The sequence below is a fragment of the Elusimicrobiota bacterium genome (genome assembly GCA_026388095.1).
GTDB lineage: Bacteria > Elusimicrobiota > Elusimicrobia > UBA1565 > UBA9628 > UBA9628.
Genome location: JAPLKL010000006.1, coordinates 1 through 23,013, shown reverse-complemented (window position 1 = coordinate 23,013; position 23,013 = coordinate 1). Strand labels below are relative to the sequence as shown.

21 protein-coding genes and 1 tRNA gene are annotated in these 23,013 nt (G+C 67.7%); 9 read left to right on the top strand and 13 right to left on the bottom strand.

What is annotated here, in order from left to right; translation table 11 throughout:
* Positions 1-13 precede the first annotated feature (13 nt).
* Positions 14-89 (bottom strand) — tRNA-Ile (locus NTY77_00930).
* Between the two features lie 98 nt (positions 90-187).
* Here NTY77_00930 and NTY77_00925 point away from each other — a divergent pair.
* Both NTY77_00925 and NTY77_00920 read left to right on the top strand, forming a co-directional pair.
* Complete coding sequence (locus tag NTY77_00925) at positions 188-607, top strand: response regulator (protein ID MCX5794043.1); 420 nt, start codon at positions 188-190, stop codon at positions 605-607.
* Between the two features lie 103 nt (positions 608-710).
* Positions 711-2,906 (top strand): hypothetical protein, encoded by a 2,196-nt coding sequence (locus NTY77_00920; protein ID MCX5794042.1) that lies wholly within the window; start codon positions 711-713, stop codon positions 2,904-2,906.
* Between the two features lie 24 nt (positions 2,907-2,930).
* Here NTY77_00920 and NTY77_00915 read toward each other — a convergent pair whose 3' ends face one another.
* The 6 genes from NTY77_00915 to NTY77_00890 all read right to left on the bottom strand — a co-directional run bounded on the left by NTY77_00915 (position 2,931) and on the right by NTY77_00890 (position 8,753).
* Complete coding sequence (locus NTY77_00915) at positions 2,931-4,205, bottom strand: response regulator (GenBank protein MCX5794041.1); 1,275 nt, start codon at positions 4,203-4,205, stop codon at positions 2,931-2,933.
* A 21-nt stretch (positions 4,206-4,226) separates the two neighbouring features.
* Positions 4,227-5,183 (bottom strand): hypothetical protein, encoded by a 957-nt coding sequence (locus NTY77_00910; GenBank protein ID MCX5794040.1) that lies wholly within the window; start codon positions 5,181-5,183, stop codon positions 4,227-4,229.
* Positions 5,184-5,225: 42 nt separating this feature from the next.
* A complete protein-coding gene (locus NTY77_00905) occupies positions 5,226-6,989 on the bottom strand; it encodes a hypothetical protein (GenBank protein MCX5794039.1) in 1,764 nt (587 codons plus the stop codon).
* Positions 6,990-7,111: 122 nt separating this feature from the next.
* Positions 7,112-7,807: an energy transducer TonB gene (locus NTY77_00900; protein ID MCX5794038.1), complete on the bottom strand. Its 696-nt coding sequence runs from the start codon at positions 7,805-7,807 to the stop codon at positions 7,112-7,114.
* Entirely contained in the window at positions 7,804-8,223 is a 420-nt protein-coding gene (locus NTY77_00895) for a biopolymer transporter ExbD (protein ID MCX5794037.1), read from the bottom strand. The genes NTY77_00900 and NTY77_00895 overlap by 4 nt, the downstream gene beginning before the upstream one ends.
* Positions 8,220-8,753 carry a MotA/TolQ/ExbB proton channel family protein gene (locus tag NTY77_00890; protein MCX5794036.1) on the bottom strand — a complete coding sequence of 178 codons (534 nt, stop codon included), beginning with the start codon at positions 8,751-8,753 and terminating at the stop codon, positions 8,220-8,222. Before NTY77_00890 ends, NTY77_00895 begins: the two co-directional genes overlap by 4 nt.
* A 195-nt stretch (positions 8,754-8,948) precedes the next feature.
* Here NTY77_00890 and NTY77_00885 point away from each other — a divergent pair, with 195 nt between their 5' ends.
* The 4 genes from NTY77_00885 to NTY77_00870 all read left to right on the top strand — a co-directional run bounded on the left by NTY77_00885 (position 8,949) and on the right by NTY77_00870 (position 13,054).
* Complete coding sequence (locus NTY77_00885) at positions 8,949-9,428, top strand: hypothetical protein (protein MCX5794035.1); 480 nt, start codon at positions 8,949-8,951, stop codon at positions 9,426-9,428.
* Between the two features lies 1 nt (position 9,429).
* Positions 9,430-10,851, top strand: a complete 1,422-nt coding sequence (locus NTY77_00880; GenBank protein ID MCX5794034.1) for a radical SAM protein — start codon at positions 9,430-9,432, stop codon at positions 10,849-10,851.
* Between the two features lie 95 nt (positions 10,852-10,946).
* Positions 10,947-12,041 carry a hypothetical protein gene (locus NTY77_00875; GenBank protein MCX5794033.1) on the top strand — a complete coding sequence of 365 codons (1,095 nt, stop codon included), beginning with the start codon at positions 10,947-10,949 and terminating at the stop codon, positions 12,039-12,041.
* 29 nt (positions 12,042-12,070) lie between these two features.
* Positions 12,071-13,054, top strand: coding sequence for a MoxR family ATPase (locus tag NTY77_00870; GenBank protein MCX5794032.1), 984 nt, complete (start codon positions 12,071-12,073; stop codon positions 13,052-13,054).
* Positions 13,055-13,110: 56 nt separating this feature from the next.
* Here the strand turns inward: NTY77_00870 and NTY77_00865 are convergent, their stop codons facing one another.
* From NTY77_00865 to NTY77_00855, 3 genes are all read right to left on the bottom strand, one after another.
* The gene (locus NTY77_00865; GenBank protein ID MCX5794031.1) at positions 13,111-13,524 is read right to left on the bottom strand and encodes a hypothetical protein; all 414 of its coding nucleotides are present in this window, start codon (positions 13,522-13,524) and stop codon (positions 13,111-13,113) included.
* Between the two features lie 24 nt (positions 13,525-13,548).
* Complete coding sequence (locus tag NTY77_00860) at positions 13,549-14,559, bottom strand: radical SAM protein (protein MCX5794030.1); 1,011 nt, start codon at positions 14,557-14,559, stop codon at positions 13,549-13,551.
* Between the two features lie 130 nt (positions 14,560-14,689).
* Positions 14,690-15,061, bottom strand: a complete 372-nt coding sequence (locus NTY77_00855; GenBank protein ID MCX5794029.1) for a VOC family protein — start codon at positions 15,059-15,061, stop codon at positions 14,690-14,692.
* Between the two features lie 79 nt (positions 15,062-15,140).
* Between NTY77_00855 and NTY77_00850 the strand changes: the two genes are divergently transcribed.
* Genes NTY77_00850 through NTY77_00840 form a run of 3 tightly spaced genes read left to right on the top strand, consistent with a single transcriptional unit; the run spans position 15,141 to position 21,078 of the window.
* Positions 15,141-16,019, top strand: a complete 879-nt coding sequence (locus tag NTY77_00850) for a DUF58 domain-containing protein (protein ID MCX5794028.1) — start codon at positions 15,141-15,143, stop codon at positions 16,017-16,019.
* The gene (locus NTY77_00845) at positions 16,016-18,841 is read left to right on the top strand and encodes a DUF4159 domain-containing protein (GenBank protein MCX5794027.1); all 2,826 of its coding nucleotides are present in this window, start codon (positions 16,016-16,018) and stop codon (positions 18,839-18,841) included. The genes NTY77_00850 and NTY77_00845 overlap by 4 nt, the downstream gene beginning before the upstream one ends.
* Positions 18,838-21,078, top strand: a complete 2,241-nt coding sequence (locus NTY77_00840; protein MCX5794026.1) for a glutamine amidotransferase — start codon at positions 18,838-18,840, stop codon at positions 21,076-21,078. The genes NTY77_00845 and NTY77_00840 overlap by 4 nt, the downstream gene beginning before the upstream one ends.
* A gap of 12 nt (positions 21,079-21,090) precedes the next feature.
* On the opposite strand, the gene NTY77_00835 is transcribed toward NTY77_00840, so the two are convergent.
* From NTY77_00835 to NTY77_00825, 3 genes are all read right to left on the bottom strand, one after another.
* A complete protein-coding gene (locus tag NTY77_00835) occupies positions 21,091-22,308 on the bottom strand; it encodes a hypothetical protein (GenBank protein MCX5794025.1) in 1,218 nt (405 codons plus the stop codon).
* Positions 22,305-22,841 (bottom strand): phosphatidylglycerophosphatase A, encoded by a 537-nt coding sequence (locus NTY77_00830; GenBank protein MCX5794024.1) that lies wholly within the window; start codon positions 22,839-22,841, stop codon positions 22,305-22,307. The genes NTY77_00835 and NTY77_00830 overlap by 4 nt, the downstream gene beginning before the upstream one ends.
* Positions 22,832-23,013, bottom strand: a 182-nt coding sequence (locus NTY77_00825) for a hypothetical protein (protein MCX5794023.1), incomplete at its 5' end; no start/stop codon positions are given. The genes NTY77_00825 and NTY77_00830, both read right to left, overlap by 10 nt.

The following is a 23,013-nucleotide window of genomic DNA, read 5'->3' as shown; positions in this document are numbered from 1 at the left end:
GGGGTGAAAAAAGTGGTGGGCGGACCGGGATTCGAACCCGGTACCTCTGTGTTATCAGCACAGCGCTCTACCAACTGAGCTATCCGCCCGTATGCGGCCTGCCTGAAATGGCCAGACATTCTACATAATTTCCCCGGCGGCGCCATCCCCGGGTTCGGCCATCGGGGTTTAGTGGTATAATGCGAATATGGCCCTGGAGAGGAAATGCATCCTGGTCGTGGACGACGACCCGGACCTGCGCCGGGGGCTGGTGCTCCTGTTGGGCAAGGAGTATGAGATCCACGAGGCCTGCGACGGCCCGTCATGCCTGCGCGCCCTGGCCGAGTCCTGCCCGCACCTGCTCCTCCTCGACGTCGCCATGCCCGGCATGACGGGCATCGAGGTCCTGCGCAGCGCGCGCGCCGGCTGCATCTGCATCCCGGTGCTCATGCTGACCGCGCAGGCCGACCTGGAGCTGGCCCGCGAGGCGCTCGACCTGGGCGCCAACGCGTACATCACCAAGCCTTTCGACTTCGGAGAGTTGCGCGGCGAGGTCAAGCGGCTCCTGGAAGGACCTTCCCAGCGGCAGAAGGACGACGACTATCGGCCCTGGCGCGTGACCCCCTAAAGTCTCCCGGTCCAAGGACCCAACTCCGCCTAGGCCCAATAACGGCCTGATTCAGACCAAAGGGCCGTGCTGCCGCGCAGGCCCTGTGGATATAATCATTGACATGAGACCTCTCTCGCGCTGCGGCCTCAAGGTCATCGCCTCCTTGCTGGCGTACCTCCTGAGCGTGCAGTCGGCCTTGGCTGCGGTGCAGACCGTGCAGGTCCAGACCGGCGCCCTGCCCATCAACGCGGCGAGCGCGGTCGGCTCCTCCCTCCAGGTCTCCCGCCTGACTGCGGGCGCCGCATCGCTTTCCGGCCTCTCCCTGCAGCCCCTTTCGGGTCCTTCCCTCTCCGCCGTGCCGACTGTCGATGCTTCCGGCCTGCGCGTCATTCCGGGAGTCGTTCCTCAGGCTGCGCCCGCTCTTGGTCCGGCGGCGGCCGCAGTTCCCGTCGTCTCGGCCGCGCCAGCCGAGACCAAGGTCCCGGTCGCCGAGGCCGTCCGCACGCTGAGCGCGGAGAAGATCCAGCCGGCCGCCCAGGCCGCAGCCGAGGCTGTGCAGGGGGTGGAGAAGACCTCCGCCGACGGCTCCAAGAGCGCCGCCGAAAATCAGTTCGGAGTCCTGACCGGTGAGCGCCGCGCCCGGGGCGCGGAGGATGTCGCCGATCCCGTCTCGGCCACGCAGTCTCCCGAACTCGGCGGCGCGCGCAGTTCGACGCTGCAGCCCTCCGGCGAGAAGCCGGCGCAAGCGCAGGCCGAGGTCCCGGCCGCCGCTCCCGAGGCCAAGGGCTCTTTCGGACAGGTCTTCAAGGACCCGGAGCGCAACAAGTCCTTCTGGCGCTACGTGGTCGGCAACATCTTCTACACCTTCGGCATCGAGATGTACATGGTGGGCCTGCCCTACCTGGTCTCGGCCTTCACCAAGAACTCCCTGAAGGAGAACAATGACCCGCGCGCGGGCAACTCCGAGGCCGTCCAGGCCCTGGTGCGCCAGAACCGCAGCATGGTGCGCATCGCGCACTGGGTGGCGCAGGCCTTCAGCTACGCGACCATCCCTCTGTTCACCCGCAACACCGACGGCAGCCTCAAGTGGCTGCCGCGCTCCTTCTGGGTCCGTTCCGCGGTGCTGGGCGGCATCGTGGGACTCTTCTTCGCCTCCGGCGTCTTCAGCCTGAGCGCCGCGCTCTACACCCTCCTGGGCTTCATCGCGGTGCAGTCCTTCTTCCAGGGTCTCTCCGTGACCATGGAGAGCGTGGGAGTCAACCGCATGCTGGGCGACCCGAGCGTCAGCGACTCGGAGCGGGTGCGGGCCAACGCCATCCTGACCTTCATCGCCTCAGCCGTGGCCATCATCGGCCCGGCCATCGCCGGCCAGGTCTCCATGGTCGGAGATTTCCTGGGCAAGACCGGGGTCGGCGGGGCCGTCATCTACGGCTTCTACGCGCTGTGCACCGGGATCGCCGGCCTCATCTACGCCACGGTCAAGATCTTCGCGAAGAAATCCTCCACGGCGACCGCCTCGGCGCAGGCCGAGCCGGCCCGGGAGAAACTGGGGCTCAAGGGAGTGCTCAAGGAGCTGGCCAGCTCCCTCAAGGACGGGGTCAAGCTGGTGTTCTCGGACCGCTTCCTGCGCACCTCCATGATCACGTCCTTGCTCGTCTCCCTCTTCTCCGACCCGCTGATCTTCAACGTCCTGCCGGAGTACGTGGAGAACCTCATCAAGGCCAATCCGGCCACGATCGGGGCGGCCCTGCATATCCCGGTCCTGGGCTGGTTCCTCAAGGGCATGACCAGCACGCCCATGGGCTTCTTCAGCCTCCTGGTGGTCTTCTCCAGCCTGGGCAGCATCGTCGGCGCCATGCTCATGGAGCCCGCGCGCAAGCTCCTCAACAGGTTCGGCTTCAAGAGCGAGGAGTCCATGACCGTCCCCCTCTACATCCTCGCCGCCCTGCAGGTCCCCCTGTTCTGGCTGATGATCTCCGTGCCCTCCATGTGGCTGGTCCTGCCCCTTTACGGGCTGCAGACCTTCCTGGCGAGCTTCGCCGCCATGATCGTCTCCGGGGTGAACCAGAAGAAGATGGGGACCTTCACCGGCAGCCAGGTGAACAAGGTCCTGGCCGCCGAGTCCTTCCTCGGCATCCTCGCGGCCATCGTGTCGACCTTCGTGTACGGCTTCGTGCTCTCGGGCATCCCCATCGCCACGGCGCTCTTGATCGCGGCGGTGGCCACGACGATCTACGGCGCCTTCGAGCTGGTCTCGCCCTGGCTGGCCTTCACGAAAGAACAGCGGAGCAGGAACACCTCGCCGTCCGCCAAGTGAGGCCCCCGAAGGGGCAGGGAACTCTCAGACCTCGAGGACCTGCCCGGCTTCGGCCGCATCGAGCCGCAGCGTGGAGCGGCTCTCCCTGAGTCGGTCGCGGCTGGCGCGCACGATGCCGTCCACTTCCGCGGGGCCGTAGCGAGCGTCGAGCTGGAACAGGACCAGGCGGCGCGCTCCCGACTTGAGGGCGAGGTCGACGGCGAGCGACGGGCAGCTGTGACCTTGGAATTCCCGGCCCGGCCGCGCCTGCGCACCCGCGGTCGACAGGTCGGCGGGCAGGGCCGCGCCGGCCGGTCCGCGGTCTGGCCGGTGAGCGAAGTCCTCGTCGCTGTAACGGGCGTCGTGCAGCAGGACATCGGCTCCGCGGGCGAAACGCGCCATCTTCTCGTTGAAGTCGGTCTGCACGTCATCCGGGTCCTCCAGTTCGTTGGCTGGGCAGTAGACCAGGCTGCGGCCGCGGTGGTCCAGGCGGAAGGCCATGGTGGCGCCCGGATGATTGGCGAGCAGGGCGGTCAAAGCGACGTCCGGCCAGAGCTGGAAGGGGCCCTCGCTGAGCTGGTAGAACTGGGCCTGCGCCGCGCTCGTGCCGGGCAGGCAGCGCACGAAGATGAAGCCCACCTCGGTCATGTCCCCGGGTCCGGCCACGCGGAACACGCAGCCCTGCCGCAGCCAGGGGGCCAGGGCCGGGAACCCCGTCATGTTGTCGGAGTGGTGGCGGCTGAGCAGGAGCCAAAGCTGCCGGTCCTGCGGAGGCGGCCCGGCGGTCGCGCCGGCCAACCCCGTCCCGGCGTCGAGGATCAACAGCCTGGAGCCGAACTCCACGCAGACGCAGTGGGAGGCGGCTTCCGTCCCGGCGTTGCGGCAGCCCCAGACCTTGGCCCGGAAGGCGGGCGCCGGAGCGCCTCCGACCGGGGCCAGGCCTGGTACCGCGAGGCTGGAGCGCGGCAGCAGACGGGCCATGGTTTCGCGCAGCCTGGCCATCTCCAAGGGCTTGGTGAAGTAGGCGGCCGCACCCGCGGCGAGCGCCCGCTGGCGGTCCTCTTCGAACTGCTTGCCCGAGCAGACGACCACATGGATGGAAGCCAGGGCGGGGTCGGCTCGTACGGCCCGGCACAGGGATATCCCATCTATGCCCGGCATCATGATGTCCGTGACCACCAGGCGGGGACGTCCGCAGCGGATCTTCTCCAAGGCGTCGATCCCGTCGAGGTGCTTCTCCACGGTCAGGCCTTCGTCTTCGGCGATGGTGGCTATAAGCTCCGCCGCGTAAGGATCGTCGTCGAAGATCATCATGTCCATGCGCGTAGCTCCTGGTTCAGGTCACGGGGTCCTGTCGGCTGCCGTGCGCGAAGAGATCGCCGGCGCACGGCCCTCGTCTCCTTCATGGTGGCCGGCGGCCGTGTGTGAGGAAACGGCAGGCGCGCGGTACTGGTCTTTTCCCTCGCGGACCGGGGCCGTGCTTGAGGAGATCGTCATCGCACGGTCCCTGTCCCCTTCCTTGAGGACAGGGGTCCAGCCCACATGCCGGATCAACGTGCGCTTCTCGTCGAGGGCGTTGGCCTCGAGCATGAAATAAGTGGATGTCCCCCGGATGAACAAAGTCTGCAAGTCGAGGTCCGGGGCCAGGTCCGCGGGCAGTCCGGGGTCTCCCCCCGCGGCGACCAGCGTGGCGAGGTCGTCGGCATAAGACCCGGTCTGGCGGTGGTAGCGCTCTTGGAGGACGGCCAAAGCCGCGAGGTCGATGCTCGCGTGCACCCTAAGGTAGGTCTGGCGGACGCGGGGCAGATAGGAGAACTTCATCCAGAGCAGCACGACTACGATGACGGCCGCTGCGCCTATGAGCAGCGGCAGCACCGGCGGCTGGCGCCAGCGGGTCTTCAGCGCATCCCAGAAGCGCCGCGCCACGGGGGCGGCTTCTCGCGGGGCGACCGCAACCGGGCTCGCAGGGGCCGACCGCAGACCGGCGAAGGTCTTGGCCGGGGCCCAGTTCCAGCGGTTCCTGTAGTTGCGCCGCTCGGGGCAGACCAATGTGTCGCCGCAGAATCCGCCGACGCGGCCCAGCTCGGCGCCGGGCATGGGACCGCGCACCCGGGAGCCGACGCGCACGTAGAATCTCGGCGGCTCCTTGGCCTTGCGCAAGGGCAGCCAGTTCTGGCGCTTGTTGTTGGGGCGGTTCTCCGGGCAGACCAGCGTCGAGTCGTGGGTGCCTTGGGCGGCCAGCTCTTCGAACGTGTAAGGCCCCCGGATTTCTCGATCGACCCGGACCCAATAGCGCATCCCCATGAGTATAGCCTAGGCGATGCGCCGATTCAAGCGCCGCTACTGCTGCTGCAACTGCTGCTGGGACACCGGCGTCCCGTCGTCGTATTCGGAGGTGGAGTTGCGCTCCGCGTTGACGTCCTGGCTGATCGTGGTCTGGTCGTTGTGCGTGTTGCCGTTGTTGTGCGGCGAGTTGCAGGCGTTGGGATCGGTCCCGTTGGCGACGGCTTGGTTGACGCAGGCATTGACGTTATCCTGCTCGTATTGCTGCCCCATGGCCGCGGAGAGCTGTTCCCCCATGGCCTTGGCCTGGGCCGCCATCTGTTGGGCCATCATCAGCATCATGACGCCCATGGCCACCATCGCGATGCCGGCCATGATCAAGCCGATGTTGGGCGGAGCGCAACAGCACCCCGCGATGATCATCGCTATCCCGATGGCGATGAGCAGCATGGAGAGCAGCTTGAGCTTGGCGGCCATGGCGGCGAGCTGCTTGATCGCGTCCATGGGGTTCTGGTAGTTCTGCTGTTGGCCGGGGTCGACGGCGCCGGGAGGCGAGGTCGGCTCGGGGGGCAGAGCGTTGGGGTCGCTGAGCAGCGGCGCCGTCCCGCCGTATTCGCCCCCGGAGGCTCCGCTGCCGCCGGGCGGGTTCGTGGGGACCGCTGAGTCGATCGCCCCGATCTGCCCGCCCTGAGTCTGGGTCTGGTCGAAGGCGTCCGCGGCCCCGATCTTCATGCCCTGTTCGCTGGAAGAGCCGCGCGCCGCCAGCACGGACATGGCCCGGGCGGTGCGCAGCTGGGCGAAGGCCCGGCTGGAGCGGATGTTGCGGGTGCGCAAGGCCTGGGCATTGGTCGAGCGCGTCGAGCCTTTCGCGAAGGCACTGGAAAGATGCCCCTTCTGGCCGGGGTTGCTCAGCGAGGGCATGCTCCCCAGATTCTTGCCTCCGCCGCCGCTGCCTCCGCGAGCCCCGGCTCCGGTCAGCGCCGAGAAGAGGTTGTTGCCGCCGAACGCGCCCGAGCCCGAAGGCAACCCGGAGAGGCCCTGGGATCCGCCCTTGGCCTGGAACCCGGAAAGGATGTCGCCCCAAGGAGTCTCCGCCGGCTTCTGCGCCGCCGCCAACGTTGGAGTCTGGGCTTTGTCTTCAGCGGCGGGCGTCGCGGGTTCGGCCGGCGACTCCTGAGGGTCCCACTGGAACTGGCCATGGCCGGCCTGCGCCGCCATGCGCAGCCGATCATCGCTGGGGCTGCGGTGTACCGCGATAGGATCGGAGATCGGACCTAATTCCGGGCTCTGGCGCTCCGCTCCATTGCCGTGCAGACGCATATAGGCGTAGAGCCCTACGCCGGCCAGCAGGGCCGCCGCGCCGATGGCGATCATGGCCTTGCCGAAGAAGCTCGCGCTGGCGCCGCCGAGCCAGCCACCGGCCCCGCCGAGCCAGCCACCGGCCCCACCGAGCCAGCCGCTGGAGCCGCCCAGCCAGGAGGCCAGCCAGCCCATCCCGCCCGGAGCCGCGGCCGAGCCAGCGGCTCCCGCCGCTCCCGCCGCTCCCGCCGCTCCCCCCGCTCCCGCTGCGCCCGCCGCTCCCGCTCCTCCCGCCGCTCCCGCCGCGCTGGCCGCGACTTGTCCCTCGCCCGCGACGGCCGTAAGGCCGCCGGCTCCGGACCCCCCGGTCGCCCCAGTGAACGGGGTCCCCGCAGGCCGGCCGCCGCCCCAAGCCGCCCCTGCTCGCTTGCGCTCCTTGTCCTTCTTCTTCAGGTCGGGGATGTTCGGAACCTGAGCGTCGAGGTTTTGCTGATCCGTGTCTCCAATCTCTTTTTCTTTCATGGGGGCGGTCCTCTGTCGCTATAGTGTAACAGAAGTATGGGTATTCTTATTACAGGATTCCAAAAAAATGGAAAAATGTCGTTAAAAAAACGGTAAAACGAGCGACCGGTCCGGGGCCTCTCTCAGAGGCTCTTCAAGGTGAGGTGAATCTTGAGGAAGGGCTCCTTGAAGCCCCGCGGCAGCGGCGGGTAAGGGGCCCCGTCTTGGACGGCGCTCAAAGCGGCCAGGTCGAAAGCCGGGTCTCCGGAACTCTCTTCCGTGCGCAAGTCCACGAAGCGCCCGTTAGGCAGCAGGGTGAATACCACCACGCATTCGCCCGCTCCCTTGGGCATGCGGCTGGACCATTGCTCCCACAGGACCTGGCGGATCTGGCTGATGTACCAAGGGTAAGGGAAGTTGGGCATGTCCGTGGCGATGCCCGCCTGCGCGGGGGCACCGCTGGCGGGTGCGCTGGCCGCCGTGGGCTGGGCCGTCGTTGCCGCCGGGGCCGGGGCGGCGGGCTTCTCGTCGCTGGTCGGCTCGCTCCAGCCGCGCAGGAGGCTGGGCCTCGGCAGGGGGGCGCCTTTGTGCCGCTGCGGCGAGAATTCGTCGGTCTCGGTCTGGGGCTGCAGCGCGGGCGCCGGGCCTTTGGCTGCGGCCGCGGTCTCGGCCTGAGGGCTGAGGATGGCGGCGGAGGGCCCCACGAAGTCGATCATGTAGACGGGCGTTGAGCTGATTTTGGCGGCGCTGTAGAGCGCCAGAGCCAGGGCGGCCGCCCCGACATGGATGGCCAGAGAATAGGTCAGGTAGGGCGCCATGCCGTCATCGGCGGAAGTCACGGCTTGGCCTCGTTGGCCTCCGGTGAAACGCCGATGCCCAGCTTGCCCACGCCCAGGCGTTTGGCCACGTCGAGGACCGCGACCACCTTCTCGACGGGGACGCTGCGGTCCGCTTGGACCAGCAGGGTCTTCTGGGCGGACTTGGGCAGCCTCAGGGTCAGCTCGCGCTCGAGCTTGTCCCAGCGCACGGGCTGGCCTTCGACGAGCACGGCGCCGCCGCGGCTGATCTGGACGTTGACCGTGGTCTCGGCGGCGGCCGGGGTGCCGGACTGCGCCTTGGGCAGCTTGACCGTGAGTTGGGACTGCACCAGGATCGGCGTGAGCACCATGAAGATGATGACCAGGATGAGCGAGACATCGATGAGCGGGATGAGGTTCATCTCCGCGAAGGTCCGGCGCCCGGAGGGGATCTTCACTGCCGGGCCTTCGCGGTGAGGCCGTCGAGGACCTCGTCGCACGCCCAGTTCAGGTCTTCCCCGAAACGGGCCGCGCGGTGGTTGAGGTAGTTGTAGGCGGCGACGGCCGGGATGGCCACGAAGAGGCCCGCGGCGGTGCAGACCAGCGCCTCGGAGATGCCGATGGCGACCACCCCGGGGCCGGCGCCCGCGGCGCTGGCCAGGTCGCGGAAGGCGCGCATGACGCCCACGACCGTCCCGAAAAGACCGATGAAGGGGGCGACGGTCGCGACCGTGCCCAGCAGCGTGGTCCCCTTCTGGAGGTCGGCCACCGCCCGCTCGACTTCGCGCTCGACGGCGCGCTTGCGCTCGTCGCGGCTGGGCGAGCCGGTGAGGCTGGTCACGAGGATGGGGCCGGCGAGCCCCTTATGGGCCTGGCAGAGCTTGACGGCATCCGAGAGGTTGCCTGAGGCGATGAGCGGGCGCAGCTTGGCCAGCAAGGCCCGCTCGCCGCCGGTGGCGCGCCGGACGAACCGCCAGCGCTGCGCCATGAGGGCGACGGAGTATATGGACAGGCCGATGAGCAGCCAAAGGGTCGCTCCTCCGGAGACCAGGATATCCTTGACGCTGACATGGAAGCTCATGGTGAGATTATGTCAAATCCTCCGCCCGTAAGGAAGTGGACGGTGGGCAGGGACATTCCCCCGCGGATCGGTGCGCAGGCGGTTTTTTGCTACTATTGGCGCATGCTGCGACGACACTGGGCCGCCGCCCTTGGTCTCGTCGCGGGAATCCCCACGACCCTCTATCTCATGCTGGGCAGAGGGCGCCTCATCCCCCACGGGTCCATACCCTGGCCTCTGCGGCATGAGGCGCTGCGTTGGATCATGCTTGTGTGCATGGCCTGCGCGCTCATCGAGGGGCTTCTGGAGCTCAGGCGGAACCGGTGCTCCATGCATGTCCTCAGATTCTCCGTATTCATCCTGGCCGCCGCTGTCCCGGCTCTGCAATCGACCATGGCCGTGCGCGCCCTTTCCCCCCTGGCGACGGTCTTCCTGGTCTTGTTCTTCGTTTTCACCCTCCTATCGGCGTTCGATATCGACCCCCGTTATATCCTTTGGGAGACCGTCCTTTCCGCGCTCATGCAATGGGAGCTCCTTCTGCTCCTGTTCTCGGCCTGGATCATGCAGTCGATCCGCACCATGGTCGTGGCCAGAGGCGGTTGAGGTGGCTGCCAGGGATGACATCTTCAAAGTCGTATTGATCAATCCGCCCAGGCGGCATCCGGTCATTTTCGACCATCCTGGATTCGGGTCCGCGGATAGCCTGCTGTTGGTGTACCCGCCGGTCGGCTTGATGTACCTGGCTCAAGCCCTGAGGCTGAAGATGCCGAGGGTCCAGGTGAGCTTGATCGACTGCGTGGCCGAGCGTCTCGATGAGGACCAGGCCGCGCGCCGGGCGGCTGATATGGATCCGGATGTGGTCGGCCTGAGCGCGTTGACGCACTATTTCTTTGACGCTTGGCAGACCGCCCGTTCCGTCAAGAGAGCGAAAGCCGATGTGGTCGTGGTCGTCGGCGGGCCGCACATGTACGCTCTGGGGCGGGAAACCATGGCGCATGACTGCTTCGATTATGGGGTGGCGGGCGAAGGGGAGGAGGTCTTCGCGGACCTTTGCCAAGCGCTGCGGGATAAGGTGGAGGTGAAGCTGGTCCCTGGGCTTTTGCGCCGGGTCGGCGATGAGGTCCAGGGAGGCGGCGCGGCCGTGGTGAAGGATCTGGACCGGATCGGGGTGCCGGCCGTGGACCTGCATGGCTTTTCACCATACATGGGGATGAAAGGCTTGCGTTTTGGCTTCGGGAGTTTCAGGGCCGTGATCAGCACGTCCCGAGGCTGTCCCTTCCGCTGCACGTTCTGCCAGATCGATGAGGCCCGATATCGATTGCGCAGCATCCCCAATATAATCGAGGAAATCGAGCTTTATACTCGGCAAGGAGTGAGGGATTTCTTCTTTTGCGATCACTTGTTCAACATCAACAAGAAGAGGGTGATCGACTTCTGCGAGGCGGTGCTCGCCAAGGAGCTCGATATCAAGTGGTCTTTCCAGGGGCGCATCGACCAGATCGACGGCCCCATGATGCGCTTGGCGCGCAAGGCCGGCTGCTATCTTTTTTCCGTCGGGATCGAGGATTGCACGGATGCCGGCCTGCATGCCATCAAGAAGCATGTCACCATGCGGCAGATCGATGATGGGCTGCGCGCGGTCATGCATAATGGCATAAGCTGCAGCACGAATTGGATCATCGGCTTCCCGCAACACCAATGCGCCCGGGACGTCGAGAGGCTTATCGATACGGCTTTCGGCACGCCATCGGTGCCGAATTTCCAGCTGCTGCAATGCATGCCGGGCACGGAGCTGCATCGGCAGGCTGTAGCCGAGGGCGGGCTGGATCCCCTTTATTGGACGAACTATGTCCGCAATCCTCGGGCTGACTTTTCTCCGCCGATATGGGAGCGCCATCTGACCAAGAACGAATTGTATGCGCTCTATTTCCAGGCGGTCCGCAGGCTGCCGCTGAAGATATGCCAGAATTTCATCCAGCTCTCGTTCTGGAGGATATGGTCAGCGTTATCGCCAGATCGGTCGTAGATCAGCCCATCCCGTCGTCCTCGCCGCGACCTGCTCCTCTGTCCTGCCGCATCGGGCTTGCGCGGCCCGTCCCAGGCTGATAAACTACCTGTCTGATGAATCGCTGGGTGATGGCGATGGCCTTGTTCCTGGCGGCGGCCGGCGTGCCCGAGCGCGCGGCTTCGGGCGCAGGCGCAGCCCCCCCGCCTCCTTTCACCGTCGAACCCCCGGCGGGCTGGTCCTTGGTGCCCCTCTCCGGGGACAACCCGACCTTGATCCTCTCCCTCAAGGGGCCGGAGAAAAGCTCCTTCGTCCTGGCGCGCATCAATCCGGTCAGCCTGGAGAACCGTGCGGCCGTGCGCACCTTCCTTTCCGATGTGCTCTCCGGCATCAACGCGCGCACGCACCTCAAGTTCCGGGGGGCAGCGAACGTCGAGACCGCCTCCTACGCCAACGGCGTCACCGCCATCTGTCTCCGGGCCGATCTGGACGACAAGCCGCGCATGACTCTGGCGGTCATGGAAGTCGAAGGGGTCTACCTGCTGGGCACTTTGGTGAGCGCCGTGCCCGAGACCTTGCTGCCCTCCATCCTCGGCTCGCTGAAAGGCACCGGGACCCCGGTCGCGGGAGCGGGCGCGGTCGCCGAGAGCGCCGACGGACAGTTGCGCTTCATCCTGCCGCCGGGGCTGCGCGCCCGGGCGCTGACCCCGCGCGAGCGCAAGCTGGAATTCGTGGCCGCCTTCGAGGGCTCCGGGGTCGAGCTTCTGGTCCTGAAGTCGGCCGACGACGGGACGCCGGTCAAGGACCAGCCCGAGATCGTCAAGGGGACGGTGCTCGCGGCCCCCGGCGTGCAGCCGAAGACGCTGACCCCCGTGCAGTACATCATGACCTCGGCCGGGCCGGATTTCATCTACGCCTCGGCGCGGGTCGCCGACGCGGCCGGCGAGGGCGTGTTCTTGGCCGGCTATATGCCCTGGGCGTATTGGGGTTACTCCATCCTGGCCAAGGGCGCCAAGGTCCCGGAATTGGCCGCGACGATGCTGGGCTCCTTGTCTTTGGGCTCGGCGGCCGTGCCCAAGCTCGTGGCGGCCTCCCCCAGGATGCCCGTGACGCACCGGGTGTCGGTGCTTTCGCCCTGGACGAGCACGCTGATCCTGATCTTGCTGGTGGCCGCCGTGCTCTGGTTCTGGTGGCGCAATCAGGGGGCGTGAGTGCGACGAGGGGTTCTGAAATGGTGAAGATGGAACTTGCCGACGACGTGAAGGCCGCCGAGGGTCTGCTCAAGGCCAAGGACGCCGTCCTGCGCGGCATCCATTCGGCCATCATCGGGCAGGACCATGTCATCGAGGAGCTCCTCATCGCCCTGTTCTCCCGGGGCCACTGCCTGCTCGAGGGAGTGCCGGGCCTGGCCAAGACCTTGATGATCTCGAGCCTCTCGCGCCTGCTGGACTTGAAGTTCTCCCGCATCCAGTTCACGCCGGACCTGATGCCCTCCGATGTGACCGGCACCGAGGTCCTGCACGAGGACCCCGACACGCGCCAGCGGTCCTTCCGTTTCCTGCCCGGCCCGGTCTTCGCCAACATGATCCTGGCCGACGAGATCAACCGCACGCCGCCCAAGACGCAGTCCGCGGTCCTGGAGGCCATGCAGGAGTGGCAGGTCACCTCCGCGGGCGCGACCCGGCCTCTGCCGCCGCCCTTCTTCGTGATGGCCACGCAGAACCCCATCGAGCAGGAAGGCACCTATCCCCTGCCCGAGGCGCAGTTGGACCGCTTCTTCCTGCAGATCGCGGTGGATTACCCCACAGCCGAGGAGGAGCGCCGCATCGTGACCGAGACCACGGGCGCCAAGGAGGTCAAGCTGACCCCGGTTCTGACCGGCTCCGAGGTCCTGGCCTTCCAGGATCTGGTGCGGCGGGTCCCGGTGCCGGATTCGGCCGTGGACTACGCGGTGCGCCTGGTGCGCAGCACCCGGCCCACCGAGTCCGGGGTCCGCGAGGATGTGAAGAAGTGGGTGGCCTGGGGCGCGGGGCCGCGCGCGAGCCAGGCTCTGGTGGTCGGCGCCAAGGCCCGGGCCTTGCTCTCGGGGCGCTTCGCCGCTTGCCTCGACGACATCAAGGCCGTGGCCAGGCCGGTTCTGCGCCACCGTCTGGTGCTCAACTTCCAGGCCGAGGCCGAGGGCGTCAAGCCCGACGCGTTGATCGAGAGGCTGCTGCAGGACTGAGGTTCCGGCGCGAAGCGCCGGAGGCCGCGCGCGTCGCTTGCCCAGCCGCTTTTCGTTTAACCTTTCTTGATGTAATTCGCCGTCTGGACTTTTTCGTCCTTGTCATATCCGACCTCAACGGTCGTTCTGCGCCTGGCTGCGACTCTTTCACTGGGCCAAGCCACAAACTCCCAGAGGAAAATAGTGAATAGATCCGCGACTACATGAAAGAAGGCGCGACTCCACATAAAACCACCAGACACGCCCTTGTCGAATGTGAACGTGTCTAGTTTTTCTCCGTCGATATCCTTGGTGTAGATTGGCTTGCCTAATTCACTGACGACGACTCCTCTCGAGGTGCCGGGATTCAGCACATTCATGTCTTTCGCTGAGGGGCGCCCCAAAACGGTTGTGGCAGCACAGCCAGACAATATCGACGCCACGAGCACGATTGATAAAAATGACCGGAGCCGCTCGCAGATATGATTCATTCTGTCTCCTTACCGGCGTCGCACCTACTGGCGCGTCACATAGGCCGACGCTTTCTCCAGCCGCGAGCCGCGCAGACCTGCGTCCTGCAAACTGCCCAGCCCCCCCTCCCGCTGCGCCTCCAGGATCCGGTCAGCGGTGATCGGCCCCAGGCCGGGCACCCGCAGCAGGTCGTCGCGCCGCGCCGTGCGCAGCCGCACCGGATAGAACTCCGGATGCGCGTCCGCCCAGCGCTGTTTCGGGTCTGTATCGAGCGCGAGGTTGCCGTCCCCCTCGAAGCCGATGTCCTTGAGGTCCCACTTGTACTTGCGCAGCAGGAAATCGGCTTGATAGAGCCGGTGCTCGCGGGTCAGCAGGTCCTGCGGCCGGCGCTCGGCGCGCTCCCCCGGCAGGCTCTGGTCTCCCAGGCCTCTTTGGTAGGCGCTGAAATAGATGCGGCTCAAGCCCCAGCGGCGGTACAGGCCGTAGGTGGCCTGCAGGATCTCGGCGTCTTTCTCCTCCGCCGCGCCCACCACGAACTGGGTGGTCTGCTTGACCCGCGCATAGCGGGTCCCCGGGGCGGTCAGGCTGCTGATGAACTTGATCGGACGCACGATGTCCCGCTCGAAGTCCTTCTTCTGCGACAGGGTCCGGAAATAGGAGGCCTTGGGCGCTTCCACGTTGAGGGAGACCGCGCTGGCCAGGCTCACGGCCTGCGTGATGGCCTCGTCCGACGCTCCCGGGATGATCTTCAAATGGATGTAGCCGCGGTATTGGTAGCCCTGGCGCAGGATGCTGGCCGTGGCGATCATGCGGTCCATGGTGAAGTCAGGGTCCCGCACCACGCCCGAGGTCAGGAAGAGCCCGAAGACGCCGATACGGCGCACGTAGCTCATGTAAAGGGCGGCGATCTCCTCCGGAGTCAGAGTGCAGCGGGGCACGTCCTGGCTGCTGCGGAAGGGGCAGTAGCGGCAGTCGTTGACGCAGGCGTTGGACATGAGCGTCTTGAGCATGATGGAGGTCCCGCCGCTGGGAAGCGCGGCCGGGTAGAGCCACATGCCGTCCTGGCCGCGGCGGCGGTGGTCGTCGCCGTCGGTGGTGCCGCAGGCGCAGGACAGGTCGTAGCGCGACGCGTCGGCCAGGAGCTCCAGTTTCTGCTGAGTGTCCAGGGCTTCTTACTCCACGGGATCAGCGCTTTTCCGGCAGGATCTCCAGCCAGTAGCCGTCAGGGTCTTCGATGAAGTAGATGCCCATCTTCTCGTTCTCGTAGCAGATGCAGCCCATCTCTTTGTGCTGTCTGTGGGCGCCCGGATAGTCGGGGGTGGTGAAAGCCAGATGGATCTCGTTGTCGCCGAGGTTGTACTTTCCCTTGCGGTCGCGCAGCCAAGTCAGTTCCAGCTTGTGCGCGGTGACGCCGTCTCCGAGGAACACCAGGATGAAGCTCCCGTCCGCGGCGTTGATGCGCCGGGTCTCCTTGAGCCCCAGGGCCTGGGAGTAGAAGTCCAGGCTCTTCTGGAGGTCCAGCACGTTGAGATTGTTGTGCGCGAACTTGAAGGTCATGTTCTCCCTCCGATGTCGGCATAATATACATTATGCGGACTTGATCACGCGCGCTCGCGCATATTGGTAGAATCCCTCGATGCGTTATCTCGACCCCGTCGCTTTGGCCAAGCTGCGCAACCTCCGCCTCAACCTGCGCCGCATGACCGCCGAGGGCCATCTGACCGGCCGCCACCGCAGTTCGGCCCGGGGCATCTCGCACGAGTTCGCCCAGCATCGCGCCTATGTCCCCGGCGACGAGATCAAGGCCCTCGACTGGAAGGTCTTCGCGCGCCAGGAGCGCTTCTACGTGCGCCAGTACCAATCCGAGAACATCCTGACCGGCATGATCCTCCTCGACGCTTCGGGCTCCATGGCCTACGCCGCCGGTGGCCGCCCGGCCAAGTGGGAGAACGCCTGCCGCCTGGCCATGGCCGTCTCCTTCCTGGTCCTCGCCGAGGGCGACTCCGTGGGCCTGGCCACCTTCGACACGCAGCCGCGGGAGTTCATCCCCCCTCGGACCAGCTTCGGACAGCTCGAGGTCATCGATTCTCTGCTGGGGCGCAGCCGGGCCGGCGGCGAGACCGACCTCTCCGCGGCCCTGGAGGCCTCGGCCGCCCGCATCCGGCGCCGCTCCTTGGTCGTCCTGATCTCGGACCTTCTCGGAGACTGCGACGCCATCCTCAAGGTGGTCAAGGCCCTGCAGGCGCGCCGCCATGAGCTCATGGTCCTGCAGGTGCTCGACCCGGCCGAGAGGGACTTCGGCTTCGCGGGCCCCATCGTGTTCCGGGGACTGGAGGACCAACGGGAGCTCTTCTGCGACGCCTCCTCCCTGCAGGCCGCCTACCGGGAAGCCTTCCATCGCCAACAGAGGCTCTATGAGGCGGGCTTCCACGGCGCCGACATCTCCTTCCTGAGCTTCTACAACGACCGCCCCTGGGACGAGGACCTGGCGCGTCTGCTGGGCCGCCGCCCATGACCTTCACCGATCCGGCCGTGCTTTGGGCCTTGCCCTTGGGCGCCGTGCCTCTGCTCCTGCACCTGCTGTCGCGGCGCCGGGCGCTGGCGGTGGAGTTCTCGGACCTGACCTTGCTGCGCCGGGTCCAGGCCCAGGCCTTGCCGCGCACCAGGCTGCGCCAATGGCTCTTGGCCGCGGCCCGCAGCGCCGTCGTGATACTCCTGATCGCGGCCTATGCCGGACCGGTTCTGGAGCCGCGCGGCGGCGGGCAGGCGTCCTCCGCTCCCGGAAGGGACGACGGGATGGACCTCGTGCTGCTCTTGGACCGCTCTTATTCCATGGGGGTCGTGAGCCAGGGCCGCACGCGCTGGACCGCGGCGCGCGAGGCGGCGGCGGGACTGCTGCGCAGCCTGCGTCCCTCCGACCGCGTGGCCTGCGCCGCCTTCGCGGAGCGCGTGGAGGGAGCCGACGCCGGGCTCGACTGGATGACCCCGAGCGCCTGCCAGGAACTCATCGACCATTCTCCGCCGGGCTGGCGCGGCACCCATTACGCTCCCGCCCTGCGGGCCGCCTACGCGCTTCTGGCGCAGGCGCGCTCCCGCAGAGACCGCGCCGTCCTGCTTCTGAGCGACGGCGCGGCCCATGGACTGCGCGGGGATTTCCCGCCGCCGGAGCCCGGAATCGGCCTTTACTGCCTATCCTGGCCGCCCCCCCCTTTCAACGCGACGGTGCTCTCCGCCCGCCCGGAGCGCGGCGGCACCTCGGATCAGCCGGCCCTGCGCGTCAGGCTGTGGGCCTCGGCCAAGGCGGACTCGTCCTTGGACCTGTGGCAGGAGCGCACGCGCCTGGGGGCCAGCGCCGTGGCTCTGCGGGGCCGGGCCGAGACCGCCTCGTCCGTGCCCTTGCCCGCCGCTCGACCGGGGGCCGCTTCGACGTGGTCCGGCCGGGTGGAGTTGCGGCCGGACGCCCTGCCGGCCGACGATCCCCATTACTACTCCTTCCGGCAGCCGCGCCGCGCCCGGCTGCTGGTCCTTTACGGCGACCCCGCCTTCCTGCGCTCGCCGCACGCCGGCTATTTCCTGCAGGACCTCTTCGCGGGGTCCGGCAAGCGGCTGCTGGAATGGGACGCGGATTTCGCGGAGTCGGGCCGGCTCGGCTCTTCCGTGGCGCGGCTCTCGGATTACGACGCCGTGGCGTTGGCTGATGTCCAGTCGCTCTCCGTCTCCGTCGCCGCGGCTCTGGAGGCTTATGTCAGGCAGGGCGGAGGCTTGTGGTTGTTCCCAGGCAGCCGCGAAGGCTCCGCCGTCCTGGGCGGCTTGTCGCAATGGCTGCCGGTCCGAGTCTCGGCCGCGGCCGAGCCGGAGCCGGCGCGGGGCCTGCGTCTGGAGGCGGGCGCCGGCGGTATCGGAGGTTCCGCCGGCACCGGCCGGGCGGATTTCCATACGGCCGGCGCGACCTTCGCGGCATGGCGCGAATTCGAGCTCGACAAGGTCGCGCTGACCCGCCGGTTGGATTTGGCGCCGCGCCCGGGAGGCAAGGTCTGGATCCGGACCCCCTCCGGCGCACCTCTTCTGGCTTCGTCGGGTTATGGCATCGGCCGCGTGGCCGTCTGGGCCGCGCCGCTGGACGCCGTCTCCGGAAACCTCCCGGTCAAGCCAGTCTTCGCCGCTTTGGTGTCCGCCTCCCTCTCTCTGCTGCGCGAACCCGCGGGCGGGATCGAGGATTTCGGCGTGAAGGTGGGCGAGCCCATCGTCAGGGCCTGGTCGCGCCAGGAGGCGGCGCCGGCCCGGGTGCGGGTGCGTTCACCCGAGGGGCGCAGCGCCACCCTCTGGGTCAAGGACCGGCGGGTCGCCTACTCCGAGACGGAGCGGCCCGGACTCTATGTCATGGAAGACGACTCCGGCAGCAGGGTCTACGCCGTCAATCTCGACCGCGGCACCGGCGAGAGCGAACTGGCGCCGGCCGCCTCGGCCTTCTGGCGGGACTTGGGCGTGGAGCGCCTGCGCGAGGAGTTCTGGCTCAAGGTGCGCGGCCGCGAAGCGCGCGGCGCGGTCCTGGCGGCGGCCGCCGCCTGCCTAATCCTCGAGATGCTCCTCTGCCTGCCGCGGGCCTTCGCCCTCGTGCTTCTGTTGGCTGGCCTGACCGTCCCGTCAGAGGCCCAGCAGGGAGACCGGTTCGTGTGGACCCAGCTCAAGCTTGGAGCGACCTGGGACCCCTATCCGGACGCTCCCGCCGAGGCGCTGCAGCTCCTGGGCACGGTGACCAGCGTCCTGGTGGAACCGCAGAGGCGCGTCATCACCCTCAAGGACCCGGCGCTCTTCACTTCCCCCCTGGTCATCCTGGCGGGGCGCGAAGCCCCGCCGCCGCTCGACGCCGAGGATGCGCGGCGCCTGCGCGCCTACCTGACCGCGGGCGGGATGCTCTGGATCGAGGACACCTCGGGGTTGGCGAGGAGCTCCTTCGACCGCTGGGTGCGCGGCACGCTCAAAGACGTGCTCGCCGAGTCCGAGCTCCAGCCGCTGCCTGCGGACCACGTGGTCTTCAGGACCTTCTTCTTCCTGCGCGGGGCTGCGGGCCGGGTCATGGTGCGCGGGACTTTGGAAGGGGTCTCCTGGGGAGAGCGCACGGCCGTGCTCTACTCCCGCGACGACCTTCTGGGAGCCTGGGTCAAGGACGCCCTGGGACGGCCGCTTTTGCCCTGCCTTCCCGGCGGAGAGGCCCAGAGGCACAACGCGCGCAAGCTCACCCTCGACATCCTGATGTACTCGCTGACCGGCAGCTACAAGTCGGACGCCGTGCATCAGCCTTATCTGCTCCAGAAGATGCGCCTGGGGATCCCATGAGTCTCTCCCTGGAATGGGGCGGCGGTTGGACGGGAGCCCTGGCGGCGCTGGCGCTGGCCGCCGCAATGATCTGGCACGGGCGCCGCACCCCGGCGCGCGGCGTCCTGCTGGCCCTGCGGGTCCTGGCCGCGGCCGCCCTGGCGGTGGCCCTGTTGCAGCCGACAGTCGCGGTCAGCGAGCCGCAGCTCTTCAAGCCAAGGCTGCTGGTCCTCGTCGACAACGGCCATCCCATGGCCGCGCCGGCGCGCATCGGGGGGCTGCCCCTGCTGCGCTCCGCCAGCCGCCTGCGCGCGGCCTTGGACTGGCTGCGGGGCCAGCGCCGGTCCTTGGAGGTCCGCTGCCAGCCGGAATTCTACGCCCTCAGCGACCGCGGCCGCAGGCTGGCGGGCTGGAGCGAGCTCGACGGGCTGAGCGTCTCGGCGGCCGGCTTGCGGCCGGCTGCGGCCCTGCGCGACGCAGCCGACGAGCAGGGGCCCGAGTCGCGGCCGGAGCGGGCCTGGCTGCTCAGCGACGGCAACGCCGAATCCGACCCGGAGCTCGAGCGGGCGCTGGCCGAGCTGCGCCTGCCCGTCGATGTGGTGGGCGTAGGCCCTTCCCAGCGGGAGCGCGGCGTCGCCTTCGTCGATCTGAAGACCCCTGACTTCGCCTTCCTGCACGGCCGCGTCAGCGTGGAGGCCGCAGTGGAGGCGTCGGCTCTGTCCGGCCGGGTCCTGGAACTCAGCTTGCTCAAGAGGAGCGCCGTGGACCGGCAGCGCTGGGAGACGGTGGAGCGCCGGGAGTCCCTTATACGTACGGACCTGGAGACCGTGGTGGCCACGTTCACGGCTACGGCCGAGTCCTTGGGCTCGGAGAGCTACAGGGTCGCCGCGCGAGCCGGGTCCGCCCAGGGCGCCCGGGATTTCCGCATGGAGGTCATACGGCAGAAATACCGCATCATGTACCTGGCCGGCCGGCCCAGCGCCGAGTACGCGAACCTGCGCGAATTCCTGAAATCCAATCCCAACCATGAGCTGGTCTCCTTCGTCATCCTGCGCAATCCGGAGAACCCCACGCTCGTCCCGGACAACGAGCTCTCGCTCATCCCCTTCCCGGCCCCGGAGATCTTCGTGCAGACCATCAGTCAATTCGACCTCTTCATCCTGGAGAATTTCTCCTACGAGCGCTTCCGCGCCCAGATCCCATTGGCCTACCTCGACTCGCTGCGCAGCTTCGTGGCCGCGGGCGGGGCCCTGCTGGTCATCGGCGGCGAGAACGCCTTCAGCCTCGGCGGGTATCGCGGCACGCCTCTGGAGGAGGTCCTGCCGGTCAAGCTCTCCAGCCGGGTCCCGGACTTCATCGGCGGGCTGTTCCGGGCCAAGCCCGTGGCGCTGAGCCATCCGCTCGTGCAGCTCTACGATACGCCTGAGCAGTCCCGCGCCGCCTGGGAGGCCCTGCCCGAGCTCGACGGCTACGGACAGTTCGTCGCCGCGCGGCCGGGGGCCGCGGTGCTGGCCGCGCATCCGCGGGCCCGCACCGATGAGGGCGAGCCGGTGCCCATCTTCGCGATCCGGGACTATGGACGGGGCAAGGTCATGCTGGTCAGCTCGGATTCGACCTGGCGCTGGCGCCTGGGCGGGGCCTTGGATTGGCGGACCGCGAACTTCTACGGCCGGTTCTGGACCCGGGCCGTGCAGTACCTGACCGGCAGCCTGGAGCTCTCCAAGGTCAAGTTCGCGCCGCTGCCGGACCGCCTGCCTTCCCGGGAGCCGGCCGTGGTCGCCTTGCGGGTCTTCGACGAAGGCTTCGCTCCCGCGGCCGCGGCCGCCACCGAGCTCAAGGTCCTATGGACGGCGCCGGACGGGACAGTGCGCGAGGTCGTGCCTCGGGAGACCGGCCCGGGAGCCTATGCCGTGGAAATGACGGGACTGGCCCCGGGCTGGAACCGGCTCAAGGCCATGGCGCGCTACCAGGGAAAAGCCTGGGGCGAAGACGAGGCGCGCTTCGAGTGGGCCCAGACTCCCCCCGAGGCGCCCATGGACCGGAAGTGGCTGCGCCGGGTGGCTGAGGCCACGGGAGGGACCTTCAGCGAACTCTCCGCCGCCGACGCCGCAGCCCTGCTGGAGAAGCTCTCGCCCGTCCGGCGCCAGTCCGAGATCGTCCGGCGTCGGCGCCTTTGCACCTCGCTTTGGTGGCTCACCGCGGCCCTGGCTCTGCTGCTCTGCGAGTGGGCGGCTCGGCGCTGGCGGGGCCACCCCTAGGGCCCCGGCGCCTTACCGCTGCGGGAAGTAGTTGTAGCGGAACTGCAGGACGCCGATGACGTCGTAGCCGCCCTGATACTTGAGGTAGGCCACGTCGAAGTTGAGCTTGATGAAGTAGCCTATCTTGAAGTTGATGAGCCAGGGGTTCATCATCGCCCCGTTGAACTTCATGATCTCGACTCCCAGGGGATAGGCGGGCTTGGGCACGAACAGGACGCTGGCGTAGGGCACGGTGTTGCTTTTGAGGGACGTGAGGTTCTGATTCGGGTCTCGGTAGAACTTCAGGGCTTCAGGCGTGAGGAATTCGGAGAGGTTCGCGGGCAGGTTGCCGATGCTGCCCATCATGAGGCCCATGCTCGTGCGCGCCGGCCCGAACTTCTTGCTCAGCACCACGAAGGCGTCGGTGAGGATCTGGGTGCTGCCGTTGGAGGCTTTGACCGTGAGGGTGGGGGTCTGGTTGATCTGCGGCTGCGGGGAGTCGCGCAAGAGGGCCGTGGCCTGGACGCCCACCGCCATGGCCGGCCGCAGGGAGGTCTCGGATTGGACCTGCATCTTGCCGTCCGCGGTCAGGAGCCAGACTCCCAGGCGGTCGATGTAGTTGGTCTTGGCCGGGGTCAAAGCATAGCTGTTCTTCCCGTAGAGACGGCCGATATAGTAGGCCGCGTTGATGTCGAGGCCCATGCCCGGTGTGGTGTAGCGGCCCGCACCCCGGTAGGCCGTAGGGGTGAGCACGACGCCGGAGACGGCCGCGGGCGCTAGCGGCCGCGCCGCCTTGGTCGAGGCGCCCACCACGAACTTCTCGGTCATGAAGAAGACCAGGCGCACCTCGGAGGTCGAGACCGCCACGCCCTGGAATTCCGGCGGCACGGGCACTCCCGGGATCTCGTAGAGGCCTGCGTCCACCTTGTCGAACTTCTTCAGCGCCAGGAGGCGCTCGACGTCGGAGTCTATGTCCGCGTTGGTGTAGAGCGAGCCGCGCTGCCCGCGCACGGCCTCGCGCCAGGAGTAGTCGCTGACCAGGCGGTCCCTGGAGAAGAAGAGGACCTCGCCCAGCACCCAGGGGCCGCGCTCCCGGGATATCTTGGTCCCCAGATAGCCTGCCAGGTTGACCACGGTCGATGTGGAGGTTCCGAAGGCGACCGGCTGCGTGGAGACGCCCACGAACTGGGCCCGGGCCCTTGAGACGCCCAGGCCGAGCAGGAGGATGACCGCCGCAATCGTCTTTTTCACAGGCCGAACCAAGGCACGAACCAGAGCAGGGCACGCAGACCGATGTTGGCCGCGACGCCCGCGCCCACGTCGTCGGCGACCACTCCCAGGCCGCCCGGCAGCCGCTCCAGCCAGCTCCAAGGCGGCAGCTTCCACGCGTCCAGGATCCGGAACAGCACAAAAGCGGCCATCCAGACCGGCAGCCGCGGCGGCAGGAAGGCGATCGCCGTCCAGAAGCCGACGACCTCGTCGAGCACGATGCGCGGGTCGTCGTGGACGCCGAAGGCCTTCTCCGCACGGTCGCAGAGCCAGCAGGACGCCGCCACGGCGCAGGCCCAGAAGGCGGCGAAGCGCAGAGGCGCCGTCGGCAGCAGCGGGGCCAGGGCCAAGCCTGCGCAGGTTCCCATCAGCCCCGCCCCGGTCCAGCGCCGTCCCCGCGCCCACTCAAAGAACTTTGCCCTGGAAAGGGCGCCCAATAACGTCGAGGGAATATAGCTTAAATAGAGTCCGGTGGCAAGGCAGACCGACGCGCGGTCGCAGCGGCTCAGCCCCATGAGCTCTCGATCATGCGGCGGCTTTGTCGGTAATAGAAGTAGGCGCTGGCCCAGGTGAACACGACGCAGAGGACGGTGAGAGGGTAGGGCAGGCGGGCCAGCCAGGACGGGGCGCCGGCGAAGTTATCGATGGCGACGAGGATGACCAGCATCAGCGCGACCGCGCCGCTCT

What these genes read in the sequence shown, in the direction of transcription:
- NTY77_00840 (MCX5794026.1), top strand. Translation starts at nt 18,838, where the DNA reads ATGAGTCTCTCCCTGGAATGGGGCGGCGGTTGGACGGGAGCCCTGGCG.
- NTY77_00850 (MCX5794028.1), top strand. Translation starts at nt 15,141, where the DNA reads ATGCGTTATCTCGACCCCGTCGCTTTGGCCAAGCTGCGCAACCTCCGC.
- NTY77_00915 (MCX5794041.1), bottom strand. Translation starts at nt 4,205, where the DNA reads ATGGACATGATGATCTTCGACGACGATCCTTACGCGGCGGAGCTTATA.
- NTY77_00905 (MCX5794039.1), bottom strand. Translation starts at nt 6,989, where the DNA reads ATGAAAGAAAAAGAGATTGGAGACACGGATCAGCAAAACCTCGACGCT.
- NTY77_00870 (MCX5794032.1), top strand. Translation starts at nt 12,071, where the DNA reads ATGGAACTTGCCGACGACGTGAAGGCCGCCGAGGGTCTGCTCAAGGCC.
- NTY77_00860 (MCX5794030.1), bottom strand. Translation starts at nt 14,559, where the DNA reads ATGTGGCTCTACCCGGCCGCGCTTCCCAGCGGCGGGACCTCCATCATG.
- NTY77_00925 (MCX5794043.1), top strand. Translation starts at nt 188, where the DNA reads ATGGCCCTGGAGAGGAAATGCATCCTGGTCGTGGACGACGACCCGGAC.
- NTY77_00910 (MCX5794040.1), bottom strand. Translation starts at nt 5,183, where the DNA reads ATGCGCTATTGGGTCCGGGTCGATCGAGAAATCCGGGGGCCTTACACG.
- NTY77_00830 (MCX5794024.1), bottom strand. Translation starts at nt 22,841, where the DNA reads ATGGGGCTGAGCCGCTGCGACCGCGCGTCGGTCTGCCTTGCCACCGGA.
- NTY77_00890 (MCX5794036.1), bottom strand. Translation starts at nt 8,753, where the DNA reads ATGGCGCAGCGCTGGCGGTTCGTCCGGCGCGCCACCGGCGGCGAGCGG.
- NTY77_00885 (MCX5794035.1), top strand. Translation starts at nt 8,949, where the DNA reads ATGCTGCGACGACACTGGGCCGCCGCCCTTGGTCTCGTCGCGGGAATC.
- NTY77_00865 (MCX5794031.1), bottom strand. Translation starts at nt 13,524, where the DNA reads ATGAATCATATCTGCGAGCGGCTCCGGTCATTTTTATCAATCGTGCTC.
- NTY77_00845 (MCX5794027.1), top strand. Translation starts at nt 16,016, where the DNA reads ATGACCTTCACCGATCCGGCCGTGCTTTGGGCCTTGCCCTTGGGCGCC.
- NTY77_00920 (MCX5794042.1), top strand. Translation starts at nt 711, where the DNA reads ATGAGACCTCTCTCGCGCTGCGGCCTCAAGGTCATCGCCTCCTTGCTG.
- NTY77_00875 (MCX5794033.1), top strand. Translation starts at nt 10,947, where the DNA reads ATGAATCGCTGGGTGATGGCGATGGCCTTGTTCCTGGCGGCGGCCGGC.
- NTY77_00855 (MCX5794029.1), bottom strand. Translation starts at nt 15,061, where the DNA reads ATGACCTTCAAGTTCGCGCACAACAATCTCAACGTGCTGGACCTCCAG.